The sequence below is a fragment of the Vibrio cyclitrophicus genome (assembly GCA_023206055.1).
Taxonomy (GTDB): Bacteria; Pseudomonadota; Gammaproteobacteria; order Enterobacterales; family Vibrionaceae; genus Vibrio; species Vibrio cyclitrophicus_A.
Genome location: CP065366.1, coordinates 2,795,169 through 2,807,869 on the forward strand (window position 1 = coordinate 2,795,169; position 12,701 = coordinate 2,807,869).

Sequence of the window (12,701 nt, forward strand, 5' to 3'; positions counted from 1 at the left end):
CGCGTGAAATGAGAACTGAGAGTTTTCCCCTCTTTATAGCTGAGTTTACCCACAAACATGAAATAGTGTCGACACTTAAGCCCAAAGATTGCCACCTTTATTAGGGTCTCACTGCCGATCCGTCCAAATATTCGCCACCAACCTCTCACAATTAGAATTTTAACTCTATTGAGATCACTTTTTATTCACCTTGGAGTTTTACAAATATTTAATATTTTGTTTACACTTAACTGGTTAGACCTCTTACCTAAAACTTAATAACAATAAGTGATCTCTGAAAAGGAAATCGATCATGAACATATTGCTCTCCCTACTCGGCATGACCGCCATCTTAGGCGTCTGTCTTTACCATAGAGTTAGTCTGGTACGTGCATTAATTGTATTAACTGGCGCAATGGTAGCATTAACAGTGTTTGGCGGCGTGGCAGTCACTGGCTGGCTTTGCTACGTGTTAGCCGTTGCGATCTTTGCTGTACCTACCATTCGTCAGACCTTAATCAGCCAAAAAGCACTCTCTTTATTTAAGAAAGTTCTACCAGCGATGTCTCAGACAGAAAAAGAAGCACTAGAAGCTGGTACGGTATGGTGGGAAGCAGAGCTGTTCAAAGGCAAACCTGAATGGAAGAAGCTTCAGAACATTGCTGACCCGAAGCTATCTGAAGCTGAGCAAGCGTTTTTAGATGGCCCAGTAAACACCGTGTGTGAAATGGTCAATGATTACCAAGTTACTCATGAGCTTGCTGATTTGCCACCAGAAGTATGGCAATACCTGAAAGACCATAAATTCTTCGCCATGATCATCAAGAAAAAATACGGTGGCTTAGAGTTCTCAGCTTACGCTCAATCTTTGGTTCTACAAAAGCTAACTGGCGTTTCTAGTGTATTGTCATCGACGGTTGGCGTACCTAACTCATTAGGCCCAGGCGAGCTGTTACAACACTACGGAACAGAAGAACAAAGAAACCATTACCTTCCTCGGTTAGCTGAAGGTAAAGAGATCCCTTGTTTTGCCCTAACAAGCCCAGAAGCTGGCTCAGATGCAGGCTCAATCCCTGATTACGGCATTGTATGTAAAGGAGATTGGCAAGGCGAAGAAGTACTTGGAATGCGTTTAACATGGAACAAGCGTTATATCACTCTTGCTCCTGTCGCGACCGTCTTAGGGTTAGCATTTAAACTGCGTGATCCTGATGGTCTGCTTGGAGACAAACAAGATCTTGGTATTACTTGTGCGTTGATTCCAACGGATTTAAAAGGCGTTGAGATTGGCAACCGTCACTTTCCGCTTAACGTTCCATTCCAAAATGGCCCAACGCAAGGCGATGAGCTTTTTGTGCCTATCGACTTCATCATTGGTGGCCAGAAAATGGCAGGTCAAGGCTGGCGCATGCTGGTTGAGTGTTTGTCGGTTGGCCGTGGTATCACACTGCCTTCAAACTCGACAGGTGGTATCAAGTCGGCTGCGCTTGCAACTGGCGCTTACGCTCGTATCCGCCGTCAGTTCAAACAACCAATTGGGCGTATGGAAGGGGTTGAAGAGCCACTTGCACGCCTGGCCGGTAACGCTTATGTAATGGACGCTGCGAGTAACCTAACCGTTGCGGGCATCGACCTTGGCGAAAAGCCTTCGGTTATCTCTGCAATCGTTAAGTACCACTGTACTCACCGTGGCCAACGCAGCATCATTGATGCGATGGATATCGTCGGCGGTAAAGGCATTTGCTTAGGCCCATCAAACTTCCTAGCTCGTGGCTACCAAGGCTCACCTATCGCGATAACGGTTGAAGGCGCAAACATACTGACTCGCTCAATGATCATCTATGGTCAAGGTGCGATTCGCTGCCACCCTTACGTACTGAACGAAATGGAAGCCGCTTATTCTGAAAGCAGCGATGCGCTTGATAAGTTTGATTCAGCGTTAGCTGGACACGTTAGCTTTACTATGAGTAACCTAGTTCGCAGCTTGTGGTTTGGTTTAACCGATGGCCGTGGTTCTGATGCGCCAACACCTTCAAATAAAACAGATAAACAGACACAGCGTTACTACCAACAGCTAAACCGCTACAGTGCAAACCTAGCGCTACTGTCTGATATTTCAATGGCAGTTCTAGGCGGCTCACTGAAGCGTAGAGAACGTTTATCAGCAAGACTGGGTGATATCCTAAGTCAACTTTACTTAGGTTCAGCAACGTTGAAACGCTTTGAAAGTGAAGGCAGCCACGCTGAAGATCTACCGTTAGTACATTGGGGGATGCAAGATAGCTTACGTCAGACTGAAGTGGCGATTGATGAGTTCTTAGCGAACTTCCCTAACCCTGTAATTGGTCGTCTGCTTCGTGTTGTATTAATGCCATTTGGTCGCATTCGCCGTGCACCAAACGACAAGCTAGACAGCCAAGTAGCGCATATTATTCAAACGCCGAGCGAAACACGCTCTCGTATCGGTCGTGGTCAATATCTAGAAGCGACGGAATACAACCCAGTAGGTAAGATTGAAAAAGCGCTAGAAGTGATTCTTCAAGCTGAACCTCTGTTCGACAAAGTCTGCAAAGAGACACATCAAAAACGTGCCTTCTTACGACTTGATCTTGTCGCTCAGTTGGGACTTGAGAAAGGTATCTTAACGCAAGATGAAGCCGACCTTCTGATCAGTGCAGAACAACACAGACTGTACACAATTAACGTTGACGACTTCTCACCAGAGGAGCTTGCAGCAAAGTCTCAGTACCCAGACCAATCGATTGACAACGTCGCTTAAGGTCAAAAAAGAAACGAAAACGGGGCTCCTATGAGTCCCGTTTTTTTATTTGTTCATTGTTATCACAATTTTGAAGGCTTTACCTTTATGGTCTTGTTCTCTCAAGACCACTCGAACCTATAGACGATTTACTTTGGCGCTTTGAGTTGCATTTCTGGTTGAGCTCTTTTCTTGGCTGCCACTTTACGAGCCACAAACCAAATCAATAAGCCCAATAGAATAGCGACCACATTGCCCACCGCAATAATGATCATACTGCGCTGTCTGTCATCTTCACGTTTTTGAAGTACCATCAACTCTGCCGCGATACGCTTCTGCTCTGCAAGTGCTTCTTCTTGAAGACGTCGTGATTCTGCTAAGTCGATATCTTCAACAACGCTGTACGACTGCTCGGTAATTGGAAATATCAGTGGGCGCTGACTTGAAGCATCAGTGGCATAAACCATCCCTGACCAATTATAAATCCCTAAATCGCCGTTGTAAGGCATCTCTAAAGCGACTTTCATTGCGTCGACTTCAGCTTGGCCCTGCCTATACGTGACATAATCATCAGGTGCTTTATGCTCAACGTGAACCGCTAAAGAGCTCGGCGCGATCATACCCTGCTCGCCAGACACCACAATGGTGTGAGGTAAGCCCTCTTTTCGAGACTGAATGAAAGTAGTGGTGATCGGTGTTGGGTAAACTAAGACTTCTTGTTCCTGCGCTCGCAAAAATACACCATTGCCTGAAGTAATACGTGCGCGGTATTTGCCAGGCTCGATATCAATTGGCAAAGAGACAGTGAACACACCATCTCCAGCTTGTTCATCCAGACCACTGCCATCATCGGCAAACTCGCCCATAACAACAGGCACTGGGCGTGCTTCTCTCACTAAAGACTCTTCGTTTTCGACAAACTTAGTAAACGTCACCTTAAGCTTCACGCGATCAAGAAAATCACGCAGCACAAGAGGTTTGCCATCTGAAGTCAAACGGGCAGTAAATTTAATGTGTTCGGTTTGATACAACTTATCTGGAAACTCATTGGCATCCAAAACAAGGTGAGACAGGAGCTTGATGTTGTTCTTAGGGGAAACTTTACCGACCGCTTGCCAAGGGCCAGGCATCGGCTTGTCGATAGAGATAATGTCCATGGACGACTCTTCGTACCAACGGACATTATCAGCATTGCGCCAAGAGTAGTATTTCTTGCCGTCAGGGCGAACCAAAACGACGGGCTTAGAGTTATCGGCTCGATAAATCACAAAGGTGACTTGTTCAATACTGGGGTCAACTCTAAAACGGTTGTCCAATAAACTCATTACGGATTCCGTTGCTGCATGTAAGCTAAAGCTTAACAGCAATAAGTAACCGGTAGCCAATACCCTTAACATACTTTCTCCCTACTGACGCCAAAGGCAGCTTCCGCTTTTCTCGACGAGGTCTAAACGATTTTGATGCGCTTCTACTTCATCGGCCGTAGCTCGTAAAACCTTTAGGGATTTTCGACCACTTTCTACTCTTCGTATACTTTCGGCTTCGCCTTCTTGTTGGCCAGCGTTAAATTGTAGCGAAGTTTGCCCACCCGTCATCAATAAGTAGACGTCGGCTAGAATCTCCGCATCGAGCAATGCGCCGTGGAGAGTACGGTGCGAGTTATCAATACCGTAACGGTCACATAAGATATCTAGGTTGTTTCTTTTACCTGGGAATATCTTCTTCGCCATTGCCAAGGTATCGGTGACTTTGCAGTAGTCATCCGTTTTACCTATCGCTGGATTAAGCTTCTCAAACTCATAGTCCATAAAGCCCGTATCGAAGGGCGCATTATGAGCCACCAGCTCCGCACCTTTGATAAAGTCGAGAAACTCTTTATGTATATCTTGATATTCAGGCTTATCAATCAAGAATTCATCGGTAATACCGTGAACGCCAATCGCCTCTTCTTGAATCGCACGATCGGGCTTGATGTAGACATGGAAATGACGCCCGGTCAACCTACGGTTGATGATCTCTACTGCACCAATTTCAACGATGCGGTGGCCCATATAGTGAGGACCACCTTCTGTATTCATACCGGTGGTTTCGGTATCGAGTACAACAATGCGCTTATTTTCGTTCGAACTGTTTTTTTCGTTCGTGCTTTGTTCTGGAGTGCTACTGGTATTCATAAGGATAACTGTGTCAGACTATGCCGATAATGTGCTTGAGGTAATAGTATCAAATCATGACGAAACAAGTTGAAATTTTCACTGATGGTTCTTGTTTAGGTAACCCTGGCCCAGGTGGCTATGGCATCGTACTTCGCTACAAAAAAGTCGAAAAGACGCTAGCAGAAGGCTTCACGCTAACAACCAATAACCGTATGGAAATGCTCGCCGCCGTCGTTGCTCTCCAAGCCCTCAAAGAGCCTTGCTCTGTGATTCTGACCACAGATAGCCAATACGTGCGTCAAGGTATCACACAGTGGATTCACAACTGGAAAAAACGTGACTGGAAGACAGCTGATAAGAAACCGGTTAAAAATGCCGATCTCTGGCAAAGGCTCGATAAAGAAACCGCTCGCCATAGCGTTGATTGGCGCTGGGTAAAAGGACACGCAGGACACAGAGAAAACGAGATGTGTGATGATTTAGCAAGAAACGCAGCGGAAAATCCAACTCAAGAAGATACGGGGTATCAGCCAAGCTAATCACCTTTTGAAGTGAGATGTAGATTTCGAAGTAAATTTATAGTTTCTTAGACGGATAGATAGATGAAAAGCCGACAACTAGTCGGCTTTTTCTGTTTTTAGCGGATATGAAGCCTTGTTTGAATGCTGCGTGGGACGGCTATTGGTTCTAAAGCTTGCTCCAACAGGAGAAAAGCGTCGCTTAAGGTGCCAATGAGGCTTAATCGGTTTGAGCGGATAAGTACGCTTACGAGCAACAATAAAGTATTGGCTTCCCGCAAAAGAAGCACAGCCGCCTAAGCTGTTCTCTAACCAGGTCCACATCGCCTGATATTTACTCATCGGAAACAACGCATAGGTATCGCAATGAATCACTTCATAGTTCAATACACCTAACCAGTCTTTAATTCGGTTTGGCGTATACATGCGCCCACTCCAAGGCAAACTGTTCTTTCGCCAAGGCATCAAACTGGCAAGCCCAGTCACACTGAAAGGGTTAAAGCCAGTGATGATGATATAGCCATCGTCCATCATCACTCGGTCTACTTCTCTCAATAAACGATGCGGGTCATTGCTATAATCTAACTGATGACTCAGCACTACAACATCAAAGCTTTTCTCCAAAAAGGGTAAATTATAGCCATCCGCTATCACATTATGTAATGGGTTCTGGATATCTAGGTTTACTTGATGTTGAATGTTGCAGGTGCAGCTAGAAATCTCACTACTGAGGCCGCCGAGCTTGAGCATATGGTAACCAAATAGCTTTGGGCACCACTCATCGAGTCGAGTTTGAATAGATTCTCTCAACCAGTCCCCATTGTGCAATTGCGCCCAAGTGTAAGGATGTTCAAACTTCTTTCTGCTACGTGCTGGCTTCATCAATAATCTGTCTCACTTATTCTGTCGCACTGAAAGTGACTGGAGAACCAATAATGTTACATATCAAAAGCATACCTGCATTTAACGACAATTACATCTGGCTGATTCAAAATAGCGATCGCCGTTGTGCTGTCGTCGACCCTGGTGATGCGACTCCAGTATTAGAGTACTTAGCACACCATGAGCTAACTTTAGATGCAATCTTGATTACACACCACCACCATGATCACATTGGTGGCGTTCCAGAACTAGTTAGACAATTTCCCGGCGTGGATGTCGTAGGTCCAAGGAATGAGCCTATCCCTACCTTAACTCACCCGGTTGATGATGGTGATCAATTAGAACTGTTTGACGAAGTATTCCTCGTGCTAGGGCTCAGTGGACATACCGCGGGTCATATTGGTTATGTGGGCGATGCCAAACTATTTTGTGGTGATGTGCTGTTTTCAGCTGGCTGCGGCCGAATCATGGAAGGTACACCACAACAGATGTTTGATGCACTGAACAAGATCACAGCGCTGCCTCAAGAAACCGAAGTCTATTGTGCACATGAGTACACTGCAGCTAATATCGCTTTCGCATTAGCAGTTGAGCCTGATAACCAACATTTACAGCAATATCGCGACCAAGTGAACCGACTTCGCGCTCAAAATAAGTCGACCATCCCCACAAATTTGAGACAAGAAAAGTTTGTGAACCCCTTCCTGCGCTATACCGAGCCAAGTGTAATGAAATCAGTGTCTAATCGCACCGAACAGACCGATCCTTTATCAGTATTCACTGCTTTGCGTGCGTGGAAGAACGAATTTTAACAAATACAGACTTGTCACTCATAGGGGGTGGCAAGTATTATCATCGGCCGTTAATTAAAAAGGCTGTAACATGCGAGTTAAGTACAGCTGGGCTTTGGTATTACTACTTTCTGGTTGCCAATTAACTCAGTCAGATAATCCAGACCAAGCTTCCGAGCAAACCAACACATCTCCTACTAAAGAAGTTTCTCAAGCGAACGTTTCATCAGAAGCAACAGCCAAAGAAGATCAAAAAGTTGAAGCACCTGTCGTTACTCCACAAACACAAGAAGATGTTTGGAAACGCATTGCGATGCAACTTGAAATGGAAGTACCAGACCAAAAGAAGGTCGACTACTACCGAACTTGGTATCTAAAGCACCCTAGTCATCTAAAAACCGTCTCACAACGAGCTGAACCTTTCCTTTATTTGATCACCACTAAGATTGAAGAAAAAGGCTTACCACTAGAATTGGCACTATTGCCCGTTGTAGAAAGCTCTTTCGATGCGTTTGCCTATTCTCATGGCAGTGCAGCAGGACTATGGCAATTCATTTCAGGCACAGGCAAAGACTACGGGCTTGAACAAAACTTCTGGTACGATGGTCGTCGCGATGTTGCCGCTTCTACCGATGCTGCATTGGATTTCCTCTCAGACCTTAACCGACGTTTCGATGGCGACTGGAATCACGCCATTGCCGCCTATAACAGTGGCGGTGGTCGTGTAAGCAGTGCTATCCGCAAAAACAAAAAACTTGGTAAACCAATCGACTTCTTCTCTTTGGATTTACCAAAAGAGACCAGCAGCTATGTGCCTAAGCTACTTGCACTGGCTGACGTGATTGCCAACCAAGAAAAGTATGGCATCGATATCCCTGCGATTCCAAACAAGCCGGTACTGACTCTGGTTAACCCTGAAGAGCAACTTGACCTAGCGATTGCTGCAAACTATGCGGGCATTCCAGTCAAAGAACTGCAAGGCTACAACCCTGCTTATAACCAGTGGGCGACAGCGCCAGAAAAACATCAGCAATTATTGCTTCCTCTAAGCTCTGTTGAGAAGTTCAACAAAGAAGTGGCCGCCAATAAAGGCAAAGGCATGAAGTTAGTGCGTTATAAAGTACAATCTGGCGACAGCATCAGCGTACTGGCAAGTAAATACAACACCACCAGCAAAGTGATTCGCTCTGCAAACGGAATGAACAACAACAATATCCGTATTGGTCAGCACCTACTTATCCCAACTTCAACCAAAGACGACAAAACGTACGCACTAAGCGCTTCAAACCGCCTAGCAAGCACACAGTCGAAGAGTCGTGGCCAATATAAGCTTAGCCATACCGTTAAAAGTGGTGACAGCCTATGGACGATTGCACGCGTAAATAAGGTATCTCACCAATCACTGGCTAAGTGGAATGGCATGGGACCACGCGACACGCTTAGAGTTGGTCAAGAACTGGTCATTTGGAAGAACGGCTCAGACGGCGCCATCATCCGCACGATCTTTTATAACGTAAGATCAGGTGACACAGTCAGCGCTATTGCATCAAAGTTCAAAGTAAAAAGTGCAGATGTTGTAAAATGGAACACTTTGCAGAACAAGAAATACCTACAGCCAGGACAAAAACTGAAGCTGTATGTTGATGTAACTAAGGTAAGTGTATGAACCCGTCAAGTAACCCACTCGTCATGCTGTTGGATATATTCCGTTCACCAACAGCGTGTTTCTTAGCGCTTTATCAGCGAAGTGCTTGGGGATGGCAACCCTACGTCGTATTAATGCTCAGCCCATTTTTATTTTGGGGTGCTTATTTTTCGAATGTAGATTTTGCATGGTTAAGTGCAGAGCTATCGCAACAACTGGCTCAAACTAACCCTGACCAATTGGCGTTACTTGACAGCAATACCTTACTCGCGAGTGAAATCATCAGCGACGTATTTGGCCGAACATTAACCATCGTTCTATTGGCATTCTGGTTTAACCTAGCAACCAAGCCAAGCCAACATCAACATAGCTTTTGGCGCTGGTTCGCAGCGGCATCGGTTGTCATATTTCCGGCTGTTTTAGGTGATGTAGCAAGCTACGCAAGCCTAATACTCAAGCATGGACATGTGATGAACTACGCTGCAGACTTGAACAGCTTAAATGGCTTGATTAAGTTACCGCTAACCAATGATTGGTCGCAGTTTGCTAGCTCATTACCACTATTGTTGCCTTGGTACATCGTACTGGGTTATGCCGCGGTATTAACGTGGACTGAGTTTGAACGCGGGCAAGCGCTTGTGATTTCAGGCTTACCATGGGTTGGCTACTACCTAATCTGGGCGCTCTACATTTTAATCTTTTAAGTTGAAGGGATAAGGCTAGCGAAAACTCTCTAGCCTATTTGCTCCGTTAGATGACCCAACGTAACCACCGTGCGAATAGTTAAGCTCCAATAGCTAATAACTATTTAGCCTTAAAGGTCACTCGCATAGGGTTATGATCAGAAGCGTCCGTAATGGGCGCTTTTGCTTTTTCTACCTCTAGCCCTCGATAGAACACGTGGTCGAGCACCAGCCCTGTAATGAACTGAGTCCTGTTATCGGGCTCAAAGGCAACTTCCATCAAGCCTACCTGTTCCAACGCATCTTTCAATACAGTAAAGCGAGTTTCACTCCAGCTATTAAAGTCTCCAGCAAAGATGACAGGCCCCCGATACTTTTGCAGATTATCAGTTAAGCTCTTGAGTTGAGCTTCATAATCTTCCGTACCAAAAGTAAAATTCACGGCATGGATATTAATCACAGCCAGCTCTTCGCCATTGCTTAGTTGGTAACGCGACCAAAGCGCGGATTTAGGCAGTTGAAGCCAAGGTTCTTCATGAGTAAATGCACAAGCTTCAATCGGTAAATGAGTTGCTAGGTTGAGTACACCTGCACTTTGCTCAAAGGCCTCAAACGCATTAACACGAGTGCTTCCCCACTGGCCGCTCGTTACCCATTGGCGAAGCCCTTGTGTCATACTCGCTTCTTGCAACAAGACTAAATCGCTACCTGCTGACAGCTTATTTAACTCATTCTGCCAATTATTTCGGTTTTGCTTGTAGATATTCCACACCGTAATGTCCAAGCCATCAGACACATCAATCGCTTTCGGCGCAGAGTTTTGATAGCAGCTGTAGGTATCATTGCTGGTACCTTGAGAGGAAGTGATCAGGTTGGGTTTATTCGGGATCACGAAGATAAAATGAAAACTAACGACAGCAAGCGTTATCAATAGCGTGATAACAATGATGACTTTCTTAAACATATAGCACCCTACCAGAAATGAAAAAGGAGCGATAAACGCTCCTTTTAGGGTAATAGTTTTTTTATACGGCGTCTTCGTCTTCTTCGCCAGTACGAATACGTACCACACGTTCAACTTCAGTAATGAAGATCTTACCGTCACCGATTTTACCTGTTTGAGCCGTCTCGATGATGGTATCAACACATTGGTCAGCCACTTCGTCGGTCACAACGATTTCTAGTTTCACTTTAGGTAAAAAGTCGACCATGTACTCTGCGCCGCGGTATAGCTCAGTATGACCTTTTTGACGTCCAAAGCCTTTAACTTCAGATACTGTCATACCTGTAATACCCACTTCTGCAAGTGCTTCACGTACATCATCAAGTTTGAATGGCTTGATAATGGCTTCAATCTTTTTCATGTTCATCCCTTAAACTGTGCGAATAGCTCATTATCGGTTAGCTATAGTAAACATTCAATGAAAAAAGCCAGAGCTTTAAAGCTCTGGCTCGAAATTTATCATCTTGTTTAATCAGCGCTTTGAGAAGGTTTTACTTAAGGCTTGCGTAGTAAGCAGCTAGATTCGCGATGTCTTCATCACTCAGCATTGAAGCCTGAGCCTGCATTACAGCGGCCAAACCACCGGTACGCTGGCCGTTCTTATAGGCGTTAATTGATGAAGCGATGTATTGCTCGTTTTGACCCTTAAGGTTTGGATAGCCAGGGATCACTGCGATACCGTCTACACCATGACATGCCGCACAGATTGCTGCTTTAGCTTGACCCGCAGCAACATCACCCGCCAGAGCGTTACCACTCAATAGTCCAAATCCAAGAACTAATCCTAGTGTAATTTTCTTCATTGCATATTCCATTAATTATTTTTATTAAAGTGACGGTAAATTGTGACACAAACTTTTTCTACTTGCTCCAAAGCGCTTCACAATCTTGACCTTCGTAGTTTTTATCTACGAATAAGCCTAAAACAGCGATCACTCGCTCACCATCCATTAATATTGGCGTTCTGCGTCGTAACCAACTGGGTACCTGGTATTCCTGAAAGAGTTTTTTGAGCTTTCGACTATGCCCGCGTCCAACAGGGTGAGCCGACAACCCTTCCGGATTAAAGATCACTCTTAGTGTTACGCTTGTATCCGACAAACTAAAGCTTTGCACATCACGGTGGTCAGATACACCCTCACTAATCACTGAGTTTAAGTGTAGCTCCCCTAAACCGTCAGGCAGAACTAAGCACTCTTCCATTGAGATATCGCTTTGCCAGTTCGACAAGTCTTTGGTCTCTTTTACGACATAGAGATGTTGATTAAAGCGTCTAACCTCAACCTCGTTTAACACCAGCTTAGGGTTGGCGTCAGCCTGGGCGCATGCCACCTCATCCCATATAAGTTTGAGCTGCTTTTGAGTCGGCATCGCTTGTCCGCAATAGCTCAACCACATTCTTAACAAGCGTGCCCGTAATAAAGCAGAATGCTGAGACAACACCTTAATGCTCAAGCTTTGGCTCTTGACCTCACCGTCATCTAAAGCTTGCTGAAAGTGAGACTCAAGCAGTTCATCGAGTAGCAACTCTTGCTCTGCGCACAGTTGAGCGCTGCGACTGACCGACTCTCGGAAACTAGGCCAACGCTCGGTCAGTGTCGGAGTGACTTGATGACGAATAAAATTGCGGTCAAAGCGAACGTCTTGATTGCTCTCATCTTCCACCCAAGTTAAAGCCATATCGCGCGCCGACGCTTCAATATCCGTTCTTGTCACCGACAGCAGTGGGCGAACGATATAAGCATCATCAAACGGCATCACTTTCGCCATTGAAGAGAGCCCTTTCGGACCACTGCCACGCTTCAACGCTAACAAGAAAGTTTCTACTTGGTCATCGATGTGTTGGCCTGTAACTAATACATCACCTTGTCTAATATGCTTTTTAAAAGCTTGGTATCGAGCATCTCGAGCCAGCTTTTCAATGCTCTCACCACTGTTGGTATCCAGCGAGACCCTTTCTACTGCTAACGAAACCGACAAAACATCACACCAAGTTTGGCATTGCTCTGCCCAGTGATCAGCATTCTTGCTCAAGCCATGGTGAACATGTATAGCACAGCACTCAATGTGATGGGACTTAGCGTATTGCGCAGCCAACTCCAACAACACTCGTGAGTCGACACCACCACTGAAAGCGACGACCAACCTATGAGGCTTAAGCGCGCTTTGATCAAGTACAGATGTGAAGGTATCAATTAAGTGTGTCATGAGGCCAATAAACCAAGAGATCGTGTGTGAATGGATAATGTTTTAATAATAAAAAAGGGTTGGCACTGAGTCCAACCC

12 protein-coding genes are annotated in these 12,701 nt (G+C 45.3%); 5 read left to right on the top strand and 7 right to left on the bottom strand.

The annotated features are described in order from the left end of the window. Positions 1-292 precede the first annotated feature (292 nt). Positions 293-2,758 carry an acyl-CoA dehydrogenase FadE gene (gene fadE, locus ITG09_12260; GenBank protein UPR51466.1) on the top strand — a complete coding sequence of 822 codons (2,466 nt, stop codon included), beginning with the start codon at positions 293-295 and terminating at the stop codon, positions 2,756-2,758. Positions 2,759-2,886: 128 nt separating this feature from the next. Here the strand turns inward: fadE and ITG09_12265 are convergent, their stop codons facing one another. Beyond that, positions 2,887-4,134 carry a TIGR03503 family protein gene (locus tag ITG09_12265; protein UPR51467.1) on the bottom strand — a complete coding sequence of 416 codons (1,248 nt, stop codon included), beginning with the start codon at positions 4,132-4,134 and terminating at the stop codon, positions 2,887-2,889. 9 nt (positions 4,135-4,143) lie between these two features. Next, complete coding sequence (dnaQ, locus tag ITG09_12270; protein UPR51468.1) at positions 4,144-4,911, bottom strand: DNA polymerase III subunit epsilon; 768 nt, start codon at positions 4,909-4,911, stop codon at positions 4,144-4,146. A gap of 56 nt (positions 4,912-4,967) precedes the next feature. Between dnaQ and rnhA the strand changes: the two genes are divergently transcribed. Continuing rightward, on the top strand, positions 4,968-5,432 hold the full coding sequence (gene rnhA, locus ITG09_12275; protein UPR51469.1) for a ribonuclease HI: 465 nt from the start codon (positions 4,968-4,970) through the stop codon (positions 5,430-5,432). 78 nt (positions 5,433-5,510) lie between these two features. Here rnhA and ITG09_12280 read toward each other — a convergent pair whose 3' ends face one another. Next, a complete protein-coding gene (locus tag ITG09_12280) occupies positions 5,511-6,293 on the bottom strand; it encodes a methyltransferase domain-containing protein (GenBank protein UPR51470.1) in 783 nt (260 codons plus the stop codon). Positions 6,294-6,346: 53 nt separating this feature from the next. Between ITG09_12280 and gloB the strand changes: the two genes are divergently transcribed. The 3 genes from gloB to ITG09_12295 all read left to right on the top strand — a co-directional run bounded on the left by gloB (position 6,347) and on the right by ITG09_12295 (position 9,433). After that, positions 6,347-7,105 (top strand): hydroxyacylglutathione hydrolase, encoded by a 759-nt coding sequence (gloB, locus tag ITG09_12285; GenBank protein ID UPR51471.1) that lies wholly within the window; start codon positions 6,347-6,349, stop codon positions 7,103-7,105. Positions 7,106-7,175: 70 nt separating this feature from the next. After that, positions 7,176-8,750: a LysM peptidoglycan-binding domain-containing protein gene (locus tag ITG09_12290; GenBank protein ID UPR51472.1), complete on the top strand. Its 1,575-nt coding sequence runs from the start codon at positions 7,176-7,178 to the stop codon at positions 8,748-8,750. Further along, positions 8,747-9,433 carry a YIP1 family protein gene (locus ITG09_12295; GenBank protein UPR51473.1) on the top strand — a complete coding sequence of 229 codons (687 nt, stop codon included), beginning with the start codon at positions 8,747-8,749 and terminating at the stop codon, positions 9,431-9,433. The genes ITG09_12290 and ITG09_12295 overlap by 4 nt, the downstream gene beginning before the upstream one ends. A 100-nt stretch (positions 9,434-9,533) precedes the next feature. On the opposite strand, the gene ITG09_12300 is transcribed toward ITG09_12295, so the two are convergent. From ITG09_12300 to tilS, 4 genes are all read right to left on the bottom strand, one after another. After that, the gene (locus ITG09_12300) at positions 9,534-10,376 is read right to left on the bottom strand and encodes an endonuclease/exonuclease/phosphatase family protein (protein ID UPR51474.1); all 843 of its coding nucleotides are present in this window, start codon (positions 10,374-10,376) and stop codon (positions 9,534-9,536) included. A gap of 61 nt (positions 10,377-10,437) precedes the next feature. Next, positions 10,438-10,776, bottom strand: coding sequence for a nitrogen regulatory protein P-II (gene glnB, locus ITG09_12305; GenBank protein ID UPR51475.1), 339 nt, complete (start codon positions 10,774-10,776; stop codon positions 10,438-10,440). Between the two features lie 130 nt (positions 10,777-10,906). Then, positions 10,907-11,218 (bottom strand): cytochrome c, encoded by a 312-nt coding sequence (locus ITG09_12310; protein ID UPR51476.1) that lies wholly within the window; start codon positions 11,216-11,218, stop codon positions 10,907-10,909. 58 nt (positions 11,219-11,276) lie between these two features. Beyond that, complete coding sequence (tilS, locus tag ITG09_12315; protein UPR51477.1) at positions 11,277-12,623, bottom strand: tRNA lysidine(34) synthetase TilS; 1,347 nt, start codon at positions 12,621-12,623, stop codon at positions 11,277-11,279. Positions 12,624-12,701: the final 78 nt, after the last annotated feature.

Excerpts from the sequence above, each read along its gene's own strand:
- ITG09_12310 (UPR51476.1), bottom strand. The coding sequence starts at position 11,218 with ATGAAGAAAATTACACTAGGATTAGTTCTTGGATTTGGACTATTGAGT.
- ITG09_12295 (UPR51473.1), top strand. The coding sequence starts at position 8,747 with ATGAACCCGTCAAGTAACCCACTCGTCATGCTGTTGGATATATTCCGT.
- ITG09_12265 (UPR51467.1), bottom strand. The coding sequence starts at position 4,134 with ATGTTAAGGGTATTGGCTACCGGTTACTTATTGCTGTTAAGCTTTAGC.
- ITG09_12290 (UPR51472.1), top strand. The coding sequence starts at position 7,176 with ATGCGAGTTAAGTACAGCTGGGCTTTGGTATTACTACTTTCTGGTTGC.
- rnhA (UPR51469.1), top strand. The coding sequence starts at position 4,968 with ATGACGAAACAAGTTGAAATTTTCACTGATGGTTCTTGTTTAGGTAAC.
- gloB (UPR51471.1), top strand. The coding sequence starts at position 6,347 with ATGTTACATATCAAAAGCATACCTGCATTTAACGACAATTACATCTGG.
- ITG09_12280 (UPR51470.1), bottom strand. The coding sequence starts at position 6,293 with ATGAAGCCAGCACGTAGCAGAAAGAAGTTTGAACATCCTTACACTTGG.
- dnaQ (UPR51468.1), bottom strand. The coding sequence starts at position 4,911 with ATGAATACCAGTAGCACTCCAGAACAAAGCACGAACGAAAAAAACAGT.
- fadE (UPR51466.1), top strand. The coding sequence starts at position 293 with ATGAACATATTGCTCTCCCTACTCGGCATGACCGCCATCTTAGGCGTC.
- tilS (UPR51477.1), bottom strand. The coding sequence starts at position 12,623 with ATGACACACTTAATTGATACCTTCACATCTGTACTTGATCAAAGCGCG.
- glnB (UPR51475.1), bottom strand. The coding sequence starts at position 10,776 with ATGAAAAAGATTGAAGCCATTATCAAGCCATTCAAACTTGATGATGTA.
- ITG09_12300 (UPR51474.1), bottom strand. The coding sequence starts at position 10,376 with ATGTTTAAGAAAGTCATCATTGTTATCACGCTATTGATAACGCTTGCT.